Here is a 22,394-nt window from a genome sequence, read left to right as displayed (position 1 = left end):
TATCGCTCATTCGGCCGGAACGGCAGCGTCCTGCAGTTTCAGCGAATAATAGGACGCGTTGGTCTGACCACCGGACGCATCGCGGGCAAAGTTGATCAGGTGGTGCGCCACCATGATCCCGCTGATGAGATACTCGATCTCGCCGCGCGCCAGTCGCCGGAGTGCAAACTTCCAGAACGCCCGCTTGTAGTCACCGAGCACGCCGACCTTCCAGAAGATATTGCGCAGCATCACCAGCCCGAGCCGGATACTCTTCCAGGTCAGCATGGCGCCGATCGGCGGCTTGATGCGGTTCGGATAGGTGTGCCGGATCTGGTACTCGAAGCGCTCGAGTAGTTTCTCCGGCACATAGGCGCTGCCCATGGCACGCCGCCAGCTCTTCACCACATCCTCATACGGCAACAGGAAGTCGACGTTGGAATCGCGGCCCTCGTCCTCGTTCAGGCGGCCTTCCTTCTTCAACCTGTCCCATAGCGGCGTCTGCGGCAGTGCCTGAAGCAGATTGATCGTCAAAAGTGGAATCTGCGACGTCTCCACAAATTCGAGCAGATGCTGTCCGGTTTCCGGCTTGTCGGTATCGAGGCCGAGGATGATGCCGGACACGACTTCCATGCCAAAGCTGTTCAGCGTCTCGATCGCCTCCATGATGGGGACCATCATGTTATGATCCTTCTTCATCGCCTTGAGGGCGACGGGATCGGGCGTCTCGATGCCGCAGAAGATTGTGCCGAACCAGGCATCGCGCATCAGCGCAAGGATTTCCGGCCGCTTGGCGATGTTCAGCGTCGCTTCACATGACAGACGCAAGACAAAACCGGTCCTCTTCTGCCATTCGACCAGATGCGGCAGCAGATCGAGTGCGGCCTTGCGGTTGCCGATGAAGTTGTCATCGACGAAATACACCGAGCCCATGATGCCGCATTCGAGCAACTTGTCGAGTTCGGCGGTGATCTGCTCCGGCGATTTCAGGCGCGGATTGCGCCCGTAGAGGCCGGGAATATCGCAGAACTCGCACTGATACGGACAGCCCGAAGAATACTGGATGCTGCCCAGGAAGTAGCGCGGAATATCGGCCAGTTCATAGGCCGGAATCGGAAACCTGGTCATGTCCAGACGGTCGGTGGTCTTCAGCACAACTTGCTCATCGGGGCGCGACGTATCCTTTTCAAGGATATCGATCAGCTGGTCCGTGGCATCACCGAGCTCACCGATGTGCAGGTAGTCGAAGGCCGGGTAGTATTCCGGGCATGACGAGACCGAGGGTCCGCCAATTGCCACCGGCAGATCGTAGGAATGCGCGCGATAACAGATGTCGTTCATCTGCGGGCGCTGGATGTGCATGCCACTCACCAGCACCGCTTCGGCCCACAGGAAATCATTGGGCGTGGCGGCACGGATGTTTTCGTCGATGAAACGGACTTCCCAGTTCTCGGGCATATAGGCCGCGATCAGCAACAAGCCCTGGGGCGGCATAAATGCCTGAACGCCGTCGGTCAGAGGATATGAATATTCAAACGTGCCAAATGAAGACGTGTATCGCGGAAAGACGCACAGAATGCGCCGGACCGTCTGCCTGCCCTCAGCTCTCATCAAAATTCCTCTGTGAATGCATCAGCGGTCCCCATAAGCGCTGAACCTTCAATAACATTGCCGAGATAAAACCGTTCCACTCCTGCCGAATACTTTGTGCGATCTAATCACGACGTCCGAATCTGGGCCAGAATTTCTTCAAGATTGTGGCGGGCGGTGACAAGGTCGTGACCAGCTCCGCGCAAGTGCGCGCAAAGCGCCAAGCCTTATGACGGTTTATTGACGTCAGGCGATCAGACGCGCGGCCAGATTGGGCAGCAGGCCGTCCCGATCGCGAATGCGAAGGTCCGCTCCGGAGAGCCCAACCCGTTGCAGCCAGTCGTCGAATTCCGGTGCGCGTTTGAGCCCAAAGAGGTCGCGGATATAGAGCGCGTCGTGAAATGACGTCGACTGGTAATTCAGCATCACGTCGTCGGCGCCGGGGACGCCCATCACGAAGGTCACGCCGGCCGCGGCCAGCAGCGTCAGCAGATTGTCCATGTCGTCCTGATCGGCTTCGGCATGGTTGGTGTAACAGACGTCGACGCCCAGCGGCAGACCGAGCAGCTTGCCACAGAAATGATCCTCCAGCCCGGCGCGGATGATCTCCTTGCCGTCATAGAGATATTCCGGCCCGATGAAGCCGACGACACTGTTGACCAGCAGCGGATCGAACGCCCGGGCCACGGCATAGGCCCGCGCCTCCAAAGTCTGCTGATCGACACCGTGATGGGCGTTGGCCGACAGAGCCGAGCCCTGCCCGGTCTCGAAATACATGACGTTCTGACCGAGCGAGCCACGTTTCAGCGAGAGCCCGGCGGCATGAGCTTCTTTCAAGATCGCCAGATCGATGCCGAAACTTTTATTGGCGGCTTCTGTCCCGGCGATCGACTGAAACACCAGATCGACCGGGGCGCCCTGGTTGATGAGATCAAGACTGGTCGTGACATGGGTGAGCACGCAACTCTGGGTCGGAATATCCAGCTTGGTGATGACATCGTCGAGCAGCCGCACCAACCCGCCCAGCACCACCGGATCGTCGCTCGCCGGGTTGATGCCAATACAGGCATCGCCGGAGCCCAGCATCAGTCCGTCAAGAATGGATGCCGTGATGCCCCTGATGTCGTCGAACGGATGGTTCGGCTGCAGCCGCACGCTCATGCACCCGCGCAATCCGATCGTGTTGCGAAAGCGCGTGATCACCTCACACTTCTTGGCCGCCAGGATCAGGTCCTGATTGCGCATCAGCTTCGAGACCGCAGCAGCCATTTCCGGCGTGATGCCGCGCGCGACGTTGCGCAGAACTTCTGGTGTGGCGACATCCGACAGCAACCAGTCCCGGAAGCCGCCGACAGTGAGAGCCGAAATGGGCGTGAACGCCGATAGGTCATGACCGTCGATAATCAGCCGGGTGACCTCGTCGTCCTCGTAGGGCACGACCATTTCCTGCAGGAATTGCGTGAGCGGCACATCCGCCAGCGCCATTCGCGCGGCGATCATCTCTTCGGCAGTTTCAGCCGCGATACCCGCCAATCGGTCGCCGGAGCGCGGCGGCGTTGCCTTGGCCATGAGGTCGCGCAGATCCGCGAAGACATGCGTATGGTCACCGATGGCGTGGCGATAGATCATGGCCGGATTGTTGGATATTCGCCGGAGGCTGTCTAGACGTGCCGGCCCGCAGCGACGCCGGACGACCACGCCCACTGGAAATTGAAACCACCGAGATGGCCGGTGACATCAATGACTTCGCCGATGAAATAGAGGCCAGGCACGGCTGTGGATTCGAAGGTCTTGGATGACAGTTCAGTTGTGTCGACACCTCCGAGCGTAACCTCGGCGGTGCGATAGCCCTCGGTGCCGTTCGGCCGCACGCGCCATTCCTTCACCGCCGCCGCCACCGACGCCAGAAGCTTGTCCGAAAAATCCGCCAGCCGCGGCGGACCGGCGATCTTGTCGGCGATCATCTGGGCTAGTCGCTTCGGCAGGAGATCGCCGAGCACGGTCGCCAGTTCCTGCCGGGGCCGTTCGCGGCGTGCATCCTTCAGGGCAGCGAGCACATCGCGCGTCGGCGCCATGTCGATGACGACGTCGAGCCCGTCTCGCCAATAGGACGAAATCTGCAGGATTGCCGGTCCGCTAAGGCCGCGATGGGTGAACAGCAGCGCCTCGTCGAATTTGGTCTTGCCGACGCTGACCACGGCGTCGACGGCAACGCCGGCGAGGTCCTTGAATTGCGCAAGCGCCGCAACGTCGAAGGTCAGCGGTACCAGCGCGGCGCGCGGCGCGATCATCTTGAGCCCGAACTGCTGTGCCAGCTTGTAGCCGAAGGCGCTGGCGCCCATTTTCGGAATCGACGGACCGCCGGTGGCAACAACCAGCGACTGGCTGCGATATTCGCCCTGATCGGTGGCGACAATGAAGCCGCTCTCGTTCTTCGTCACGCCGAGAATGCCGACGCCGAGACGCATCTGCACGCTGCCTGAACGATTTTCCTCCAACAGCATGTCGATGATCTGTTGTGAGGAGCCATCGCAGAACAGCTGCCCGCGCGTCTTCTCGTGATAGGCGATGCGGTATTTCTCGACCAGCGCGATGAAGTCCTGCTGGGTGAATCCCTTCAGCGCCGATTTGCAGAATTGCGGATTCTGCGACAGGAAATTCGCCGGCGTCGTATGCAGGTTGGTGAAATTGCAGCGCCCGCCGCCGGAGATGCGGATCTTTTCGCCCGGCGCCCTCGCCTGCTCCAGGACCATCACCGAGCGACCGCGTTGCCCCGCGATGCCGGCGCACATCAGGCCAGCCGCACCGGCGCCGAGGATGATGACATCGGCCGTGTTATGCGCGCGACGGACGATGGTCATTCCAGCAACAGCACATCGACGGCAACGGCGAGCTTCTGCCTGCGTGCACCGACGATCACGCCATCGACCGGCGACACGTCGGAGAAATCGCGGCCGATCGCCAGCACGATGTGGTCGTTCTCGACCAGGATGTCATTGGTGGGATCGAAGCCGATCCAGCCGAGTTCTTCACCACACCAGACCGACACCCAGGCATGAGTTGCGTCGGCGCCCTGCAGGCGCTCCTTGCCCGGCGGGGGAATGGTACGCAGATAGCCGCTCACATAGGCCGCAGGCAGGCCGAGGCCGCGCATACCCGCAATCATGATATGCGCGAAGTCCTGACAGACGCCATGGCGCTTATCCAGCACCTCCTGCAACGGCGTCGAGATCACCGTTGCCTTCGGATCATATTTGAACTCGGTACGGATGCGATGCATCAGATCGACAGCGCCGGCTAGAATGCCGCGACCTTCGGTGAAGCTCATCGCTGCGTAGTCCGTGACGGCATCGATGATCGGCACCAGCGGACTGGCGAAGACGTAGCCGATCGGCGAGGCACCGCTGAGGTCGCTGGAATCGAACGCCGCCTCGCGGACGCTCTCCCAGGAAGGGCTGTCGTCGCCGCGCCCCGGTGCGAAACGCTCGACATAGACCCGCGACCGGCTGTCGATGCGTAGCATCTTGTGCGGGGTTTCAATCAGCACGCTTTCCGTCGGTGTGCCGAAGAAATCCATCCGCATGGCGCGGGCCGCCGGCAGCGGTTTGATATCAACGCTGTGCGAGACCAGTTGCTGACCGGCGCTGCTATTGGGCTGCAGCCGCAGCGAGCAGCGCGCATAGCTCACCGGGCTTTCATAGCTATAGGTCGTGACATGGCGGATTTCGTAGATCACGCCAGCCCCGTGAGCTTTTCAGGACGCGATGCGCTGGCGCCGTGCGGGAAGTAATGCAGGCCGATGGAATCCGCCAGCGTCAGCAAATCCTGCTCCAGCGCGAACAGCGATTTGGTGTGGATCTCGGATGCCTCGCCAGTGACCAGCGACGAACGCAGCGCCACCGCCAGCCGCTGCGGCCGTTCCATCAGGCCGTTTTCCTTCAGCGTCGGCAGGCTGGCGATGTGATCGTTCAGTGCCGAGACCTGGAACGCCACCGAGCGTGGATTATACGGATCGAGCACCACAAGATCACGGACCGGTGCCAATAGCGGGCCGACCAGATAACGCGAGCGATAGGTAATCTGGCAATCCACCAGCGTCAGCAGGATGTCGAGATCGTCGCTCGTCGCCTCGTCACACGCGAATTGCCGCGCAAAGCGCGTGGTGTTGATCGCGCGTTCGGCACGGCGTCCCATTTCGAGGAAACGCCAGCCGGCAGCACGGTTCATGTTTTCCTGCGCGAGACCGGCGAAACTCGCCAGTTCCTGCAAGGTCAGCTCCGCCGCACTGACGACGTCATCGTCATCTTCGACTTCATGCGCAAGCCGCTCAGCCATCTCCGTGATGACCTGCCAGGCGTCCGGCGACAGTCGTTCGCGCAGCGAAGTCGCCGTCCGCAATGCGGAGCGCACCAGCGATAGCGCTGAGCCAAACTGCTGCTCGCTCTGCAAGGCTTGCGCGGCGACCTTCGCCGGCTGCGAACGTGATGTCAGCGATGTTGCGCCCCAGGTCATCAGCATGCGGTGGATGCGCTCGATCGATTGCAGCGCGGTGGCGCCGCCCTTGCCGGGATCGCGCTGCGGCACGCTGAGTGCACGGATCAGACGCAGCGTGGACTCGGCGCGTTCAAGATAGCGCCCGAGCCAGAACAGATTGTCGGCGGCGCGGCTCGGCACCCAGCCGGCGATGCGGCGGATGCGCACATTGTCGACGGCCGGCAGCAGCGTCGAGGCAGGGACGGCCTTGTCGGCAACCACCCAGACGTCGGCGGCGCGTGCGCCCGCGCCCATGGACACGGCGCGCGCATCGGGCTGGTCGGCGATCCGGCAAAAGCCACCGGGCATGATGGTCCAGCCGTCCGGCGTCGCCGCCGCGAACACGCGCAATACGAACGGACGCGGCGCGAGCCGGCCGTTGTCCCAGACCGGCGTGGTCGAGAGTTGCACCAGCTCCTGCCCAACATAGTCGACGCCGCGATTGGCGATCGCCGCTTTCAGACGCTCGCGTTCGTCGGGTGAGAGTTGCGACGGCAGTACCGGCGTGTGACCAGGGAAGCCCGGAACTGCGCTGCCATAAGCGCCTTCGATGGCGAAGTCGTCGAGCCGCGCCAGCACTTCCTCGCGCGCCGATTTCTGACCGCACCACCAGGTGGCGATATGCGGCATCTTCAGTGGTTCGCCGAGCAGCTTCCGGCTCAAGCTTGGCAGAAAACCCAAAAGCGCGCGCGCTTCCATAACGCCGGAGCCGGGCATGTTGGCGACAACGACGCCATTCTTTCTGACAACATCGATCAGCCCGGGCACACCGAGTTGCGACGACGCATCGAGCTCCAGCGGGTCGAGCGAATTGGCATCCACGCGGCGCAGCAGCACATCAAGGCGCTTCAAGCCGGCCACAGTGCGGATATGCACGCGGTCGCCGGACACTGCGAGGTCATCGCCTTCGACAAGCAGGAAGCCGAGATAGCGCGCCAATGTCGCGTGTTCGAAATAGGTCTCGCTGAACGGCCCCGGTGACAACAGGCCCACACGCGGTTCATCGCGGTCGGCCGAGGCGCGCAGGCTGTCGCGAAACGCTTCGAAGAACGGCGCGACGCGCTCGACATTCATCGACTTGTAGAGATCGGTGAAGGCGCGCGACAGCACCAGTCGATTTTCCAGCGCATAGCCCATGCCGGACGGCGCCTGCGTGCGATCGCCGAGCACCCACCAGCGGCCATCGGGACCGCGGCCGAGATCGGCCGCATAGACGTTGAGGTAACGGCCACCGGGCGGTTTCACGCCGCGCATCGCCCGCAGATATTCCGAACTGCCGGCAATCGCCGCCGCCGGGATCGCGCCGGATGCGACGAGGCTGGCATCGCCATAGAGATCGCCAAGGATCTTCTCCAGCAACTCCGCGCGCTGCGTAACTGCCGCTGAAATCTGCTGCCATTCGGATTCGTCGATCAGCAACGGCACATGGCTGAGCGGCCAGATCCGGTCGGCGATTTCGCCCGGCGCCCGGTAACTGACCCCGGCTTCGCGGAGGTGACGGTCGGCCGAGCCGAAACGGCGTTCGACATCCGCCGGCGCGAGTGCCGCGAAGGCGTCGAAAAATCGGGTCCAGACCTCACGGGGAGTGCCGTCCTGGGCAATGAATTCGTCGGAAATTCCGGGCAGCCGCTCGTAGTCGCGGGTCCATTGCGCGACTTTACGATGTCCCGGACGGGGCTTTTTCCCCTGACCGGCCTGTCCCGTCATTCCGACTCTCCAGCCCAAACTGCCTGCATTCTCAATGCAGGAGAGGCGTTCGCAAGTCGAGGGTCAATGGAAATTCAAGTGTGCGTTCTGCCCTTGGCGGGGCGATTTCGCCGGGCGTGTGGCCGATCTCCTCGAACCGGGCCAGCCGGCGGGCTTCCGCCTCGTAGGCATTGACCGGCTTTGTCTCGTAATTGCGTCCTCCGGGATGCGCCACATGATAGACGCAACCGCCGAGCGATCGCCGATTCCAGCTGTCATAAATGTCGAAGACCAGCGGCGCATGGACCGGAATCGTCGGATGCAGACCGGAGGCTGGCTGCCAGGCCTTGAAGCGGACGCCCGCGACGACCTCGCCGGCCCGGCCGGTGTCAGTCATCGGCAGCGCCCGGCCATTGCAGGTAATGATGTGCCGGCCCGGCGTGAAACCGTTGGCCTTCAATTGCAGCCGCTCCACCGAGGAATCGACATAGCGCACGGTGCCGCCGGCCGAGCCTTCTTCGCCCAGCACATGCCAGGGCTCCAGCGCCTGCCGGACTTCGAGCGTCACGCCGCCATAGGTGACATGGCCGAACACAGGAAAGCGGAATTCGAGCTGCGCCTCGAACCATTCCCTGGAGAATTCGTAGCCGGAGCGGCCGAGTTCGGTGAGTACGTCCTGGAAATCCTCCCAGAGGAAATGCGGCAGCATGAAACGATCATGCAGCGCGGTGCCCCAGCGCACGAATTTGCCGTCCTGCGGGGCGCGCCACATCTTGGCGATCAGCGCGCGGATCAACAGTTGCTGCGCCAGCGACATCCGCGGATCGGGCGGCATCTCAAGCGCGCGGAATTCGACGAGACCGAGGCGACCCGTGGTGCCGTCGGGCGAATAGAGTTTGTCGATGCAGATTTCGGCGCGATGGGTGTTGCCGGTGATGTCGACGAGGATGTGCCGGAACAGCCGATCCACCAGCCACAGCGGCGCCTTCTCGCCGGGTGGTGGCACCTGCGCCAGTGCGATCTCCAATTCATAGAGACCATCATGCCGCGCTTCGTCGATGCGCGGGGCCTGACTGGTCGGGCCGATGAACATGCCGGAGAACAGATAGGACAGCGACGGATGGCGCTGCCAGTACAGCACGAGGCTTTTCAATAGATCCGGCCGACGCAGGAACGGCGAATCCGCCGGCGAGCTGCCGCCGACCACGACGTGATTGCCGCCACCGGTGCCGGTGTGACGACCATCGAGCAGAAACTTGTTGGCGCCGAGCCGTGTCTTCGCGGCCTCTTCATAGAGAAATGTCGTGGTATCGACGGCTTCGCGCCAGCTCGAGGCGGGGTGGATGTTGATCTCCAGCACGCCGGGATCGGGCGTCACCTTGATAACCTCGACGCGCGGATCGAACGGCGGCGGATAGCCTTCGACATGTACCTGCATCTGCAGTTCTTCGGCCGTCGCCTCCAGCGCCGTCACCAGTTCGAGATAATCTTCAAACTTCTCGACCGGCGGCATGAAGGCACAGAGAATGCCGTCGCGAATTTCAATCGACATCGCCGTGCGTACACCGCCGGAACGAATCTGCTGCTCCTGGACGTATTGCGCGGCTGGCTGGTTTTCCGCAGACGCGATTTCGTCGAACACCGGCATGTCGCCGCGCGGCTCCAGCGGATCCTGCTCGACGATGAACGGATATTCCTCTTCGGTGAGGTGCGGCAGCGACGACAACGGCAGCCGCAGGCCCATCGGTGAATCGCCGGGTGTCAGGAACAGGTTGCCACGGCGCAGCTTCCAGCGCTCGGAACGCCAGCGCCTGTCAGCGGCCGTCTCCGCATTCCAGCGCTGGATCGGCAGCACGAACCCCTTCGGCCTGTCGAGTCCATGTTCGAAGACCCGCGCCATCCGCGAGCGTTCTTCCGGGTCGGGAAGCTTGGAGTCGCCGGGCACGACATTGTTCGGCAGGTTCGATTCCTTCTGCTCCCAAAAGACGGGATCCTCGAAGGCCGGGATGACATAGTCCTTCGGCAGGCCAAGCCGCCGCGCGGTGCCTTCGGCAAAACGCTCGGCTCCGCCGATATCGGCGCTGCGCGGACCTTCGATCCGTGAGATCAGCGCGTCGTTCTTCCAGATCGGCACGCCATCCTTGCGCCAATACAGGCCGAACGCCCAGCGCGGCAGGCTTTCGCCGGGATACCATTTGCCTTGCCCGTAATGCATCAGGCCACCGGGCGCGAAACGCGTGCGCAGCCGGCGGATCAGATCGTCGCCGAGGCCGCGCTTGGTGGGACCGACGGCGGCCGTATTCCACTCCGGCGATTCCATGTCATCGACGGAGACGAAGGTCGGCTCGCCGCCCATGGTCAGGCGCACGTCGTGGGCTTTCAGATCGGCATCGACCTTCTCGCCGAGTGCGTCGAGCCTGGCCCAGGATTCATCCGAGAACGGCTTTGTGATCCGCGGCGCCTCGCGAATACGTTTGACGCCCATCGCGAACGCGAACTCGACTTCGGCAAAGCCGGCCATGCCGGAGATCGGCGCCGCCGACCGGAAATGCGGCGTGGCCGCTACGGGGACATGTCCCTCACCTGTCAGCATGCCTGACGTCGCATCGAAGCCGACCCAGCCGGCGCCGGGGATATAGACTTCGGCCCAGGCGTGCAGATCCGTGAAGTCCGCTTCGACCTCGGGCGGCCCTTCGATCGGATCGATGTCGGGCCGCAACTGGATGAGATAGCCGGAGACGAAACGCGCGGCGAGACCGAGATGGCGCAGCGTCTCGATCAGGAGCCACGCGCTATCGCGGCACGAGCCGGCGCCGGACAGCAGCGTCTCTTCCGGCGTCTGCACGCCGGGCTCCATGCGGATGATATAGTTGACCTTCTCGCGCAGGCTCGCATTGAGGTCGACGAGGAAGTTCACCGTATTCGGTGCTTCCCGGGCGATCTCCGCCATATAGGCCATGAAGCGCGGCCCCGGTTCGGTCGTCGCCAGATAGGGCGCGAGTTCGCTCTTCAGGTCGTCGGTATAGGCGAAGGGAAATGTTTCGGCATAGGGCTCGACGAAGAAGTCGAACGGATTGATCACCGTCATTTCCGCGGTGAAGTCGACCTCGATCTTCAACTCGGTTGCCGGCTCGGGAAAGACAAAACGCGCCAGCCAGTTGCCCTGCGGATCCTGCTGCCAGTTCACGAAGTGATTGGTCGGCGTGACCTTCAGTGAATAGCTCAGGATCGGCGTGCGCGCATGCGGCGCGGGTCGCAGCCGGATGGTCTGCGGCCCCAGCGTGATAGGCCGATCATATTTGTAATGGGTGACGTGGTTCAGTGCGACGAAGATCGACACAGTGGCGCAACTCCAGCAGCTTTTTTAAGCAGAACACCGGAGGTGCCAGGGATCAAGCTCTAACAACGGGCACGATGTGCCTGATGTGAGGGCGTATATCACTCACATCGTCGCGCCGAGCACCCAGGGCGCGAACTCCGCGCCGCCGAAATCGAAGCTTTCGCTCTTGGTCGGCGCGCCGGACGCAGTCTTGAGCATCAGCTCGAAAATGCGCTGGCCACATTCCTGCACCGTCTCGTCGCCATCGAGGATGGTCCCGCAATTGATGTCCATGTCCTCTTCCATGCGCTTGAACATCGGCGTGTTGGTGGCGAGCTTGATGGACGGTGCCGGCTTGCAGCCGAACACAGAACCGCGGCCGGTGGTGAAGCAGACGAGATTGGCGCCGCCGGCGACCTGCCCTGTCGCAGCGACAGGGTCGTAACCGGGCGTGTCCATGAACACAAAACCCTTCTTGGTAATCGTCTCGGCATAGTTCAGCACGTCGACGAGATTAGTCGAGCCGGCCTTGGCCATCGCGCCCAATGATTTCTCCAGAATCGTCGTGAGACCGCCGGCCTTGTTGCCGGGGCTTGGATTGGCGTTCATCTCGGCGCCTTCGCGTTCGCAATAGGCGTCCCACCAGCGCATCAGCCCGACCAGCTTCTCGCCAACCTCGCGCGACACCGCGCGGCGCGTCAGCAGATGTTCGGCGCCATAGGTCTCCGGCGTTTCCGACAGCACCACGGTGCCGCCATGGCGTACCAGCAGATCGCTCGCCGCGCCGAGCGCCGGATTGGCCGAGATACCGGAATAGCCATCGGAGCCGCCGCATTGCAGGGCCACCGTCAACTCGCTGGCAGAGACTTCCTCGCGCGTCACTTTATTTGCATCGGCGAGGACTTCATTGACGAAGGCGACGCCGGCTTCGGTGGTCTTGCGGGTGCCGCCAATCTCCTGGATCTGCATCTCGCGTAATCGGCCGGCGAGTTTCTGCTCCTGCATCAGGCCGCCGATCTGGTTGACCTCACAGCCGAGCCCCAGCACGACCACATGGGAGAAATTCACGTGGCGCGCATAGCCGCCGAGCGTTCGCCGCAGCAGCGTCAGCGGTTCGTCCTGCGTCATGCCGCAGCCAGTCTTGTGGGTGAGCGCAACAACGCCGTCGACATTGGGATAGTCAGCCAGTGGATTGTGGCCGGTGAACGGGTTCTTCTTGAACACGTCGGCAACCATGCTGGCCACATGGGCGCTGCAATTCACCGAGGTGAGGATGCCGATATAATTGCGGGTGGCCACGCGGCCGTCGCTGCGGCGGATGCCCATGAAGCTCGCCGGCAGATCGAAATTCGGTGTCGGTTTGACGTCGACGCCGTAAGCATAGTCACGATCGAAATCCTCCATGCCGCAATTCTGCGTGTGCACGTGCTGGCCGGGCGCAATGGCCTGGGTGGCGAAACCGATGATCTGGCCATAACGGCGGATTTCCTCGCCCTTGGCGATCGGGCGGATCGCAACTTTGTGGCCAGCGGGAATGCGTTCCGACGTCACGACGCCTGTCGTCACCTCGATACCGGGCAGCAGCGTGGTGCGCGCGATCAGTACGGCGTCGTTGTCGTGCAGACGAATGACGGGAGATGGAGCCATCGGAATTTCCTCGCGGTTGTTCTCTTCTTTGGAATGAGTCTAGCAATAAGAAGCCGCGAGGGAAATGACGTGCGTTGGATCATCAGGCATGCGTCATCCCCCCTGTTGTTTGCGGCGCGGGGGCGCCGTCGTCTCTTGCATTCCCGCCCCCTTGTGAGAGGGCGTGCGGAACGCCGGGTGCCCGTTGCACCCTTGGGCCTGATGCGAATGCGGTCTTCCGCAATTTAGAGTGCATCAGGACTTTCGGAGGCGCCGAGCAAGTGCCCGACGTTCCGCATGCGGTGTTTTTTCGGTTGCTTGCACTTTGCCTCAGCGAACGATCCGATCACCGAATTAAAGTCCCAAGGCGATGGGAAGGGAGCCTCAAGCGAGTAAGCCGGACACGTTTTGATTTGGTCGTCCGTCACACTGTCCAGGGCTCTTTCCATCCCAAGGTCGGCCATCTCCTTGCCAGTGGCAGTGCTGGCGCAGATCCGTCCTGCCCGAAGACAGACGTCACCCGTGAACCGCGTAACGCCGCATCTCCGGCGTCCACCGCATCCCACCCCGCGAACGTGACGATCGCGATCGCCCCTCTCGGTGGGGCAGGACAGAGGGGAATATAAACCTGATGGGGATGCTGTCAACAGAAGATAGGAAAAAATGTTTAGCGCTGTCCCGCCCCACACTCGTCATTCCGGGGCGGGACCGGCGCCGAAGGCGACGGGACTGAACCCGGAATCTCAACGTTGGAGTCTCCGTAGAGCCAAACACTCCGGGATTCCGGGTTCGCGTCCGGCAAGTGCCGGCCGCGCCCCGGAATGACACATAATTACTGCGGCTGCGGCCCCAGCGCCGCCGCAAGCTCGGCCCAGACCGGCGCCTCGTCCCTGTAGAGCGCGTTGCTGGCTTCCAGCGTCATCGGGCCCTCATCGATACCCTGGCTCTTGAGGAATTCACGCACGCGGTCGCTCTTTCCGGCGCCAACGAACAGCGCGGACAGTTTTGCGATGATCTCCGGCGGAGTCTTCGCCGGAGCCACACATCCCTGAAAGGTCAAAAGGCTATGCGCGCGCGACGTTGCGCCCTGTTCGACGAATGTCGCGACGTCGGGCAGATCCTTGATCCGGCGGCGCGACACCGCGACGGCGCGCGCTTTTCCGGTTTGCAGCACCGGCAGCGCCGCGGCGTAGCTGCCGAAGCCAGCATCAATGGAGCCGCCGGCGAGATCCTGCCACATCGGCGCCTCGCCGCGATAATGCACAGCTTCCATTTTCAGCCCATACTGCTTGTTGAGCTCGACGATGACCATATGCGCGAAGGAGCCGGCAGCATATGTACCGACATTCACCTTCTCCGTCTTGCGCGCATAGTCGATGAAGTCCTTGAGCGTCTTCGCGCCGATCTTTTCGCTCACCATCAGCGACAGGCTTCCGCCCGGCATCACCGCGACCCAGGCGAAGTCCTGCGGGACGCTGTACTTGATGTCCTTGATGAGAACGGGATTGAGCATATAGGCGGTGGTGTTGCAGACCATCAGCGTGTGGCCGTCGGGATCGGAGCGCTTCAGCTCCATCGCCGCAACAGCGCCGCCGGCACCGGCCTTGTTCTCCACCACCACCGTCTGCCCGAGTTCACGCTGGAGATATTCGCCATAGACGCGCGCGAATTGATCGGTCTGGCCGCCGGCTGCGGAGCCCGCGAGAATCTTGATCGGCTTGGTCGGCCAGGTGTTGGCGCGGACGAGCGATGGCGCGCTGAGCAATGCAGCTGCGCCTGCACTCGCAGTGACGAATTGACGACGGTTGAGCAGACGCAGGTTGTTTCGCACGATCGTCCTCCCGATGCTGATCCTGTCTCTCCGGACAGGTGCATTGAGTATGGACTGCTTCGGTACGGGAAAGCAAAGAGGCCGGGAGTTGAATTATCGTGCGCGGAATTGTCGCGCGGTGGGAGCCGCGCAGCGGATCGGACTAAACCCGAAATCTTGAAGTGTTGCCCCCCTCGTGCGTCACGCGCGGAAAGAGGTGATGAACACTGCGAGGTTCCGGGTTCGCGCGCATTGCGCGCGCCCCGGAACGACGAGAGTGTGGTGGCTTAAGCCTTGCCGCCCGAGCCCTTGCGGGTGTCGTTGACCCAGCTCTTGGCGCCGGTGGCGAGAATGCCGCTGTCGTTGAGCAGCGTCACCAGCTTGAAGCCCATGCCGATGTTTTTCGCAGCACCCACGGGACCCGAGCAGTGAATGCCGGGGTTGAGGCCGCGCTTGTCGCATTCCTTGATCAGCTTGTCGTAGATCTTGAGAATCTCCGGCTCCTCGCGATCGAGCTTCGGCACGAGGCCATAGGAGAAGCCGAGATCGCTTGGCCCGACATAGACGCCGTCGATGCCTTCGACATCGAGAATGGCTTCCATGTTGTCGACCGCGGTTTTGGTTTCCAGCATCGGCAGGCAGATGATGTCGGCATTCGCCGTCTTCTGATAATCGCCGGCGCCGCCATACATGCCGGAGCGGATCGGACCGTTGCTGCGGGTGCCGCGCGGCGGATACTTGCAATACTGGACGAAGTTCTCGGCTTCTTCCTTGGTGTTGACCATCGGGCAGATCACGCCGTAAGCGCCGCCGTCGAGCACCTTGCCGATGATGCCCGGCTCGTTCCATGGCACGCGCACCATCGGCGTCACCGGATGGGCACCCATCGCCTGGAAACACTCGACCATCGACATGTAGTCCTGCACGCCGTGCTGGATATCCACGGTGACGCTATCGAAACCGCACTGCGCCATCACTTCGGCGGAGAAGCCCGACGGGATCGCCAGCCAGCCGTTGACGGCGACCTTGCCCGCCTTCCAGATTTCCTTGACCTTGTTTGCCATCGTCGATGGTCCTTCTTTTGGTTGGTAGTGATGACTTGAGTGCAGAGAGTTGAGTTCGAGAAACTACGAGGTCGCCTTCTTCACGGCCTCTTCGCTGACGCCGACGTCGCGGGCGGTCTGCACGATGGCAGCCCAGGTCTCATCCGGCAATGGCACGCCATTGGCGGTGCGCTCGGCGCGGGTCTTCGCTTCGTTGTCGCCGGGGATCAGAACGGCATCGACGCCGGCGGCCGGCTTGGCGCTCTTGAAGAAGTCGACATAGCGCGCGACTTCGCCGTCGAAGAAGTTCGCGGGATCGATGACCTTCGGATCGATATAGATCGAGAACATGCCATTGGCGAATGGCCGACCATGCTTGGTAGCACCGTTGCCGGTGAGCGCACCGCCGAGCAGTTCGCAGATCAATGCGAGGCCCGAGCCCTTGTGATCGCCGAAGGCGCGGATCGCGCCGGTGCCCTTGGAGTGATCGCGCGGGCCTTCCATCTCATGCGGGCCGTAGAGTAGCGCCGGGTCTTCGCTCAGCGTGCCATCGGGAGCAATCAGCGCGCCTTTCGGCAGTTTCTTGCCACCGCGCGAGGCGACCAGCACCTTGCCTTCAGCAACTACCGAGGTCGCGAAATCGAGCACCACCGGCATCTGACCGGGACGCGGAATGCCGACGCAATATGGCGCGGTGGAGAGACGACGCTCGACGCCGCCGTAAGGTGCCACCAACACCGAGCCGGCCGCGGTGACAAAATGGATCGAGACCAGGCCTTCGGCCGCAGCCATTTCCGCCCAGTCGCCGATGCGGCCGATGTGACCGGAGTTTTTCGTGGCGATGGCAGAGAGACCGGCCGCCTTGCACTTCTCGATACCGAGCTTCACGGCCAGCGGTCCGACCGTCTGGCCATAGCCGAAGCGGCCATCGACGACGGCGAGCGACGGCGTATCGACGGGGATCTCGATGGTCTGGTTCGGGGTGATCATCCCGTTATTACGCCAGCGGATATAGACCGGTACGCGGATGACGCCATGGCTGTCATGGCCGGTCAGGTTCGCAGTGGTGAGATAGGTCGCGATGCGCCGGGCTTCTTCCGGAGAAGAGTCGGCATGGGCGAACACGTCGGCAACGAAATCAATGAGCTTGTTGACTTGAACTGTAACCATGGCGGGACATTCGTCCTTGTTGATGGGCAGCGAGGCCGTCGATGCAAGCCCTCAATGGGCCGCGAGACCCGCTGCAGGTTTTCCATGACCGCCGAGATAGGCGGCCGCGATGGCCTCGTTGGCCCAGAGATCCTCCGGCTTGCCGCCAAGCACGATACGGCCGGTTTCCAGCACGTAGCCCTGATCGGCGACGGATAGTCCCATGCGCGCATTTTGCTCCACAAGCAAGACCGTGGTGCTGCGACGGATTTCCGTGATGATACGGAACACCGCCTGCACGATGACCGGCGCGAGGCCGAGCGACGGCTCGTCCAGGAGTAGCAACCGCGGCTTGGCCATCAGGCCGCGCGCGACGGCGACCATCTGCAACTGGCCGCCCGATAACGTCCAGCCGAGCGCACCAGAGAATTTCCGTATGTCGGGAAACAGGTCGAACATCGCGTCGGCTTCGCGCGACAGCTCCAGCTTGCTCGCTTTGCGATTGGAGCCCCCGAGCATGATGTTCTCTTTCACCGTCAGGCCAGGAAACACCCGCCTGCCCTCCGGCACATGGGAGATGCCCATCCGCACGATGGCTTCCGGCCCGAGACCGGCGATCGACTTGCCGTCGAACAGGATGTCACCGGATGCCGGCTTGGCGAGACCCGAGATCGCGCGCAGCGTGGTCGACTTGCCGGCGCCGTTGGCGCCAAGCAGCGTGACCACCTGCCCCTCTTCGACATTGAACGACACGCCGCGAAGCGCGACGATTTCGCCGTAGCGGACGTTGAGATCGTTGATTTCAAGCAGCGGCATCAGTCTGTTCCGAGATAGGCCGAGACGACGTCGGGATGGCGGAGCACCGCCATCGACTCGCCATCGGCAATACGCCGTCCGAAATTCAGCACGGTGATGTGCTGCGCTGCTTCCGACACCAGCGTCATGTCGTGATCGATGATCAGGATGGTCAGGCCCTGCGCCGCGATACGCTTGAGCAGTTCGTGCAGCTCGAGCTTCTCGGTCGAATTGAGACCGGCGGCCGGCTCGTCCAGCAGCAGCAGCGTCGGGTTCGCCGCCAGCGCGCGCGCAATCTCGATGAGGCGTTGATGACCGTAGGAGAAGCTGGAGATCAGCTCCATGGCGCGCGGGCCGAGGCCGACGAAAGTGAGTGCCGCCAGCGCCCGCTCGGTCAGCGCGGCTTCATCGCCCTTGCCGGTGAGCGTATTGCCCGGCCGCTCGGCGCCGATGATGACGTTTTCCAGCGCGGTCATCGAGCGGAACAGACGAATGTTCTGGAAGGTGCGGCCGAGTCCTGCTGCTGCGCGCAGATGCGGCGGCATCGTGGTGACGTCGGTGCCGTCCAGCACCACCTTGCCTGAGGTCGCATTGTAGAGACCCGAGAGCACGTTCAGCGTCGTGGTCTTTCCCGAGCCGTTCGGCCCGATCAGCGCATGAACGCCGCCGCGACGAACGGATATGTCGACCTGATCGACGGCTTTCAAACCGCCGAAATGTTTCGACAGACCGGTGACTTCGAGCACCATGTCGCCGCCGGTCGCCGCCGGCTTAAGCTGCAGCGGCGCGCTGGTGACTGCCACCTTCTTGCTGCTGCGCATGCGATCATAGGCGGCAGTGACGAAACCCCAGATGCCGTCGGGCATGAAGCGGATGATCAGGATCACCGACAGGCCGTAGATGGCGAGATAGAGGCCCGGCACGCTCTTGAGGAAGCGCAGCCATTCCGGAATCAGGATCAGCAAGCCCGTGCCGATGGCCGAACCGATCGGCGACGCCACGCCGCCGAGCAGCGACATCGTGAGGAACACGATGGATTCGGCGAAGGAGAACTGATCCGGGCTGATATAGGCGAAACCGCCGGCGAACAGGCCGCCGCCGAGACCGCCGAGCACCGCCGAGATGGCGAAAGCATAGACCTTGGTGCGGAACACATCGATGCCGTTGACGCCGGCAGCGAGTTCGTTGTCGCGCACGGCCCGCATGGCGCGGCCGAGCCGTGTGTCCGGCAGATGCCAGACCAGGTAGCCGACCAGCGCCAGCATGGCGACGCAGAAAGCGAGATAGGACTGCGACGACAGGAACAGCGACGGTCGCCCGATCTTCGACACGCCGTCCGGTCCCTTGGTCAGCCAGATCGCATTGATCATCACCAAAGTGACGATCTGCTGGAACGAGATCGTCACCATGGCCAGATAATGCCCGCCGAGCCGCAGCGTCGACAGGCCGAGAACGGCGCCGGCGACCAGTGCCATCACGCAGCCCGCCACCAGACACAGCCAGTAGCTGAGCTGATAGTCTGTCGTGCCGATGCCGACCGCATAGGCGCCGAAGCCGAAGAACGCCGCCTGGGCCAGATTGATCTGCCCGCACAGGCCAAGCACCACCGACAGGCCAAACACGGCGATGGCGAAGGTGGTGGCCTGCATCAGGATGTTGAGGATGTAGCCGTCGAACTGCATCGACGACGCCAGAAAGACCAAAATGGCGGCGCCGATGAAATATGGCGCGTGACGCAGCAGCAGCGGCTTCGGACGCGTGATGACCACTGCCGGGATGTTGTCGCTGGAGGTGCTCATGCTTTCTCCGCGACACGTTCGCCGAAGATGCCCTGCGGACGAAACACCAGGAACAGCACCAGCACGAGGAAGGCGAAGCCGTCCTTATAGGGCACGGAGATATAGGCCGCGCCAAAGGTCTCGATGATGCCAAGCGCCAGGCCACCGATGATGGCGCCGGTGACATCGCCGAAGCCGCCGATGATGGTGGCCGCAAACGCCTTCAGCGCGATGGTGGAGCCCATCTGGATCGACACGAACAGGATCGGCGCGACCAAAAGACCTGCGAGACCGCCGAGCACGGCCGAATAGATGAAGGTGACCATGATCATGGTGGAGACGGAAATGCCCAGCAGCGAGGCCATCTCCTTGTCCTGCGACGTCGCCTGCAGCTTCTTGCCGATCATGGTGTGTTCGAAGAACCAGTAATTGAAGATCACCAGCGCGATGGTGACGCCGATGATCAGAAGATACTGGTTGTCGAGATAGATCGGCCCAAGCTGGATGCCGGGCGTGTCGAACCAGCCCGGCAGCACCTGCGGCTGCGGGCCATACAGCGCCAGCACGCCATTGGCCATCAGGATCGACGCGCCGATGGTGGCGATAATGACCGGCAGATAGGTGCGGTGGCGCAGCGGATAATAGACGCCGAGATTGAAGATGACACCGATGACAGCCATGCCGGCGAGCGCGATGATGAAGGACAGCCAGTAAGGCAGCTCCAGATCGACGGCGCAGACCACCATGAGATAGGCGGCGACCATCGAGAACTCACCCTGCGCGAAATTGACGACATTGGTGGCGCGGAAGATCAGCACAAAGCCCAACGCGACCAGCGCATAGACGGCTCCGATGCCGATTCCCGTAAACAGTAACTGTAGTACCAGATCCATCAGGCGTGCTCGGTGGGAGGTGATTTTGCCAAGAACTCGTCATTCCGGGATGCGCCCGCTTGGGCGCAGACCCGGAATCTCGACATGGAGAGCGCGGCAGCAGGCGCTGAACATTTCGGGATTCCGGGTTCGCGACCGCCTAGCGGCGCTCGCGCCCCGGAATGACAATGGTGGGGCGGTTCACGCGCGGAAGACGCGCGTGCCCCGGGATGACGATTTAGGCCGTCGGTCGACGGCCATCACCGTCAGTTATCGAATTCGATATGCTTGTCGAAGACGATGTTGCCCTTCTCGTTCTTCACGATGTTGTAGCCGTGCAGGCCATCGCCGTTCTTGTCGAAATTATATTCGCCTTCGGCGCCCGGATACTTCTTGACGGCGTGAATGGCTTCGCGAATTTTTTGCGGGTCGGTCGAGCCGGCATTCTTGATGCCGAGCGCCAGCACGTTGATGGCGTCATAGGTCCATGAGCTCTGGTTATCCGGCGCCACCTTGAAGGCATCGCGATAGATCTTGCCGAACGCCTTCGACCCCTCGGACGAATCTTCCGCATAGTCGGCCACACCGTAGGTGCCGTAGAGCGCGGGACCGGCGAGTTTCAATGCCGTGACGTTGACAATCGAGGGCGAACCGACCCACGGGATGTTGACGCCGAGCTGACGGAGCTGACGGGCAAAAATGCCGAGATCGTTTTCGAAGGTGAAATACGAGCCGAGAATGTCGGCGCCGGACTGCTTGATCGCGAGAACAACAGGCGTGAAGTCCTGGCTCTGATTGGCATAGCCCTGATCGAGCGCGACGGTTGCACCCAGCAGCCCGAGCGCTTCGGTCAGTGCCTTGCCGCCCGCCGTGCCGAACGCATCGGTCGAATGCAGCACGGCCCACTTCTTCTTGTCGAGATTCTTGACGCCATATTCGGCGATGACGCGGCCGGAATAGCTGTCATTCGGGCGGAAACGGAACAGCCAGGGATTGCCGAGCTTGGTGAGGTTCGGATCGGTGCCGCCGAACATCACGGGCTTGCCGAGCTTCATCACGTCCGGTGCCATCGCATGCACCTGAGTCGAACGGATCGAGCCGAGGAAACCGACGATGTCGGGATTGGCAGCAAGCTTGGAGAAGGCCAGCACGATGCCGGGATTGGTGGTCTGATCGTCCTCGATGATCAGTTCGATCTGCTTGCCGAGGATGCCGCCTGCCTTGTTGATGGCCTCGACGGCGAGCTTGGCGCCGCCGGTCGCATATTTGCCCGCTTCCGCAGCCGGTCCCGTAATCGGCGCGCACATGCCGATCTTGATCGTTCCCCCGCCCTGGGCGCGCGCGCTGCCAATGATGTAGGGGGCGGTCAGACCAGCGGCCAGTCCTGCCGTGAATCCACGTCTCGTGAGCGTCATAATTCTCTCCCTAAGAGGCCGGACTTGAGCGCCAGCCTTCTTTTGATGGCGGGAGTTGAGCGAAAAATTCTTCTCCTGTCTACAGCCCAGCGAAATTCGTACGACGAATTAACGCTCGCGTGACGTGCGACAGCCTTGCCGCAAAAATATGCAGATCAGTTATTCACCAGCGGCATCGTCATCCGCGCCGTCGGCCGCAGGCATGGCCAGCAGCGCGGCTTCCAGCTCATGCAACAGGGCCTGCAGGTCGGACAATTTGCGCGCACCGAAGCGCTTCGTCATCTCGGCATAGATTGCCTCCGACGTGGGCGCGACGGCCTCGATCAATTTCAATCCCTTTGACGTGATCGAAACAATGCTGCGGCGCAAATCGGCCTTCAGCAGCCGCCGCTCGATCAGCTTACGCCCTTCGAGATCGCGCAGGATACGCGACAGGCTCGGCCCGAGCAGGAAAGCTACACGCGCCAGTTCCGTCACCTCGATCTCGCCCGACGCCGCCAGCGCGCGCAGGATGCGCCATTGCTGTTCGGTGAGATCATGCGCCCGAAGCGACGGGCGGAAATGTCGCATCACCGATTCCCGCGTGCGGAGCAGCGCCATCGGCAGTGACTGCGAGAAGTCGCGCATCGGGATTTTAGCGGCGGCCTTGGCGGCGGTCCGTGGCTTTGATGCTGTCGTCATGATCGCCTCTATAGGATGATTCTGGCGCACCGCCGTGTGCAACGCACAATCGAATTGTCACACCTAGGGTTTGATCGCAACAACTTAACATGTTAATCACTTTGCCGCGCGGCTTTTC

At 62.4% G+C, this 22,394-nt stretch carries 15 protein-coding genes; all 15 read right to left on the bottom strand.

Annotation, left to right across the window (positions count from 1 at the left end; translation table 11 throughout):
- Positions 1-6: 6 nt before the first annotated feature.
- Complete coding sequence (locus AB8A33_RS07765; RefSeq protein ID WP_439092226.1) at positions 7-1,590, bottom strand: B12-binding domain-containing radical SAM protein; 1,584 nt, start codon at positions 1,588-1,590, stop codon at positions 7-9.
- A gap of 225 nt (positions 1,591-1,815) precedes the next feature.
- Positions 1,816-3,198 (bottom strand): ethanolamine ammonia-lyase subunit EutB, encoded by a 1,383-nt coding sequence (locus AB8A33_RS07760; protein WP_439092225.1) that lies wholly within the window; start codon positions 3,196-3,198, stop codon positions 1,816-1,818.
- A 32-nt stretch (positions 3,199-3,230) separates the two neighbouring features.
- Positions 3,231-4,430, bottom strand: a complete 1,200-nt coding sequence (locus tag AB8A33_RS07755) for an NAD(P)/FAD-dependent oxidoreductase (protein ID WP_439092224.1) — start codon at positions 4,428-4,430, stop codon at positions 3,231-3,233.
- A complete protein-coding gene (locus tag AB8A33_RS07750) occupies positions 4,427-5,305 on the bottom strand; it encodes a transglutaminase family protein (RefSeq protein ID WP_439092223.1) in 879 nt (292 codons plus the stop codon). Before AB8A33_RS07750 ends, AB8A33_RS07755 begins: the two co-directional genes overlap by 4 nt.
- Entirely contained in the window at positions 5,302-7,809 is a 2,508-nt protein-coding gene (locus AB8A33_RS07745) for a circularly permuted type 2 ATP-grasp protein (RefSeq protein ID WP_439092222.1), read from the bottom strand. The genes AB8A33_RS07750 and AB8A33_RS07745 overlap by 4 nt, the downstream gene beginning before the upstream one ends.
- Positions 7,810-7,840: 31 nt before the next feature.
- Positions 7,841-11,128: a DUF2126 domain-containing protein gene (locus AB8A33_RS07740; RefSeq protein WP_439092221.1), complete on the bottom strand. Its 3,288-nt coding sequence runs from the start codon at positions 11,126-11,128 to the stop codon at positions 7,841-7,843.
- A gap of 102 nt (positions 11,129-11,230) precedes the next feature.
- Entirely contained in the window at positions 11,231-12,754 is a 1,524-nt protein-coding gene (locus tag AB8A33_RS07735) for a UxaA family hydrolase (RefSeq protein ID WP_439092220.1), read from the bottom strand.
- Between the two features lie 811 nt (positions 12,755-13,565).
- Positions 13,566-14,564: a Bug family tripartite tricarboxylate transporter substrate binding protein gene (locus AB8A33_RS07730; protein ID WP_439092219.1), complete on the bottom strand. Its 999-nt coding sequence runs from the start codon at positions 14,562-14,564 to the stop codon at positions 13,566-13,568.
- A gap of 266 nt (positions 14,565-14,830) precedes the next feature.
- Entirely contained in the window at positions 14,831-15,607 is a 777-nt protein-coding gene (locus tag AB8A33_RS07725) for an HpcH/HpaI aldolase family protein (RefSeq protein ID WP_068735824.1), read from the bottom strand.
- Between the two features lie 63 nt (positions 15,608-15,670).
- Positions 15,671-16,756, bottom strand: a complete 1,086-nt coding sequence (locus AB8A33_RS07720) for a malate/lactate/ureidoglycolate dehydrogenase (protein ID WP_439092218.1) — start codon at positions 16,754-16,756, stop codon at positions 15,671-15,673.
- 51 nt (positions 16,757-16,807) lie between these two features.
- On the bottom strand, positions 16,808-17,551 hold the full coding sequence (locus tag AB8A33_RS07715; RefSeq protein ID WP_439092217.1) for an ABC transporter ATP-binding protein: 744 nt from the start codon (positions 17,549-17,551) through the stop codon (positions 16,808-16,810).
- Positions 17,551-19,329: a branched-chain amino acid ABC transporter ATP-binding protein/permease gene (locus AB8A33_RS07710; protein ID WP_439092216.1), complete on the bottom strand. Its 1,779-nt coding sequence runs from the start codon at positions 19,327-19,329 to the stop codon at positions 17,551-17,553. The genes AB8A33_RS07715 and AB8A33_RS07710 overlap by 1 nt, the downstream gene beginning before the upstream one ends.
- Positions 19,326-20,201 (bottom strand): branched-chain amino acid ABC transporter permease, encoded by an 876-nt coding sequence (locus tag AB8A33_RS07705; protein ID WP_439092215.1) that lies wholly within the window; start codon positions 20,199-20,201, stop codon positions 19,326-19,328. Before AB8A33_RS07705 ends, AB8A33_RS07710 begins: the two co-directional genes overlap by 4 nt.
- 245 nt (positions 20,202-20,446) lie before the next feature.
- A complete protein-coding gene (locus tag AB8A33_RS07700; RefSeq protein WP_439092214.1) occupies positions 20,447-21,595 on the bottom strand; it encodes an ABC transporter substrate-binding protein in 1,149 nt (382 codons plus the stop codon).
- Between the two features lie 159 nt (positions 21,596-21,754).
- Positions 21,755-22,276, bottom strand: a complete 522-nt coding sequence (gene hpaR, locus AB8A33_RS07695; protein ID WP_439092213.1) for a homoprotocatechuate degradation operon regulator HpaR — start codon at positions 22,274-22,276, stop codon at positions 21,755-21,757.
- Positions 22,277-22,394: the final 118 nt, after the last annotated feature.

It is taken from the genome of Tardiphaga sp. 813_E8_N1_3 (assembly GCF_051811025.1).
In the GTDB taxonomy this organism is placed as follows: Bacteria; Pseudomonadota; Alphaproteobacteria; order Rhizobiales; family Xanthobacteraceae; genus Tardiphaga.
This window is presented reverse-complemented; position numbering and strand designations above follow the sequence as displayed.

Bases quoted from the DNA above. Each gene is read 5' to 3' on its own strand.
- AB8A33_RS07705 (WP_439092215.1), bottom strand. From the start codon at position 20,201: ATGGATCTGGTACTACAGTTACTGTTTACGGGAATCGGCATCGGAGCC.
- AB8A33_RS07760 (WP_439092225.1), bottom strand. From the start codon at position 3,198: ATGATCTATCGCCACGCCATCGGTGACCATACGCATGTCTTCGCGGAT.
- AB8A33_RS07715 (WP_439092217.1), bottom strand. From the start codon at position 17,551: ATGCCGCTGCTTGAAATCAACGATCTCAACGTCCGCTACGGCGAAATC.
- hpaR (WP_439092213.1), bottom strand. From the start codon at position 22,276: ATGACGACAGCATCAAAGCCACGGACCGCCGCCAAGGCCGCCGCTAAA.
- AB8A33_RS07725 (WP_068735824.1), bottom strand. From the start codon at position 15,607: ATGGCAAACAAGGTCAAGGAAATCTGGAAGGCGGGCAAGGTCGCCGTC.
- AB8A33_RS07755 (WP_439092224.1), bottom strand. From the start codon at position 4,430: ATGACCATCGTCCGTCGCGCGCATAACACGGCCGATGTCATCATCCTC.
- AB8A33_RS07745 (WP_439092222.1), bottom strand. From the start codon at position 7,809: ATGACGGGACAGGCCGGTCAGGGGAAAAAGCCCCGTCCGGGACATCGT.
- AB8A33_RS07700 (WP_439092214.1), bottom strand. From the start codon at position 21,595: ATGACGCTCACGAGACGTGGATTCACGGCAGGACTGGCCGCTGGTCTG.
- AB8A33_RS07735 (WP_439092220.1), bottom strand. From the start codon at position 12,754: ATGGCTCCATCTCCCGTCATTCGTCTGCACGACAACGACGCCGTACTG.
- AB8A33_RS07765 (WP_439092226.1), bottom strand. From the start codon at position 1,590: ATGAGAGCTGAGGGCAGGCAGACGGTCCGGCGCATTCTGTGCGTCTTT.
- AB8A33_RS07710 (WP_439092216.1), bottom strand. From the start codon at position 19,329: ATGAGCACCTCCAGCGACAACATCCCGGCAGTGGTCATCACGCGTCCG.
- AB8A33_RS07720 (WP_439092218.1), bottom strand. From the start codon at position 16,756: ATGGTTACAGTTCAAGTCAACAAGCTCATTGATTTCGTTGCCGACGTG.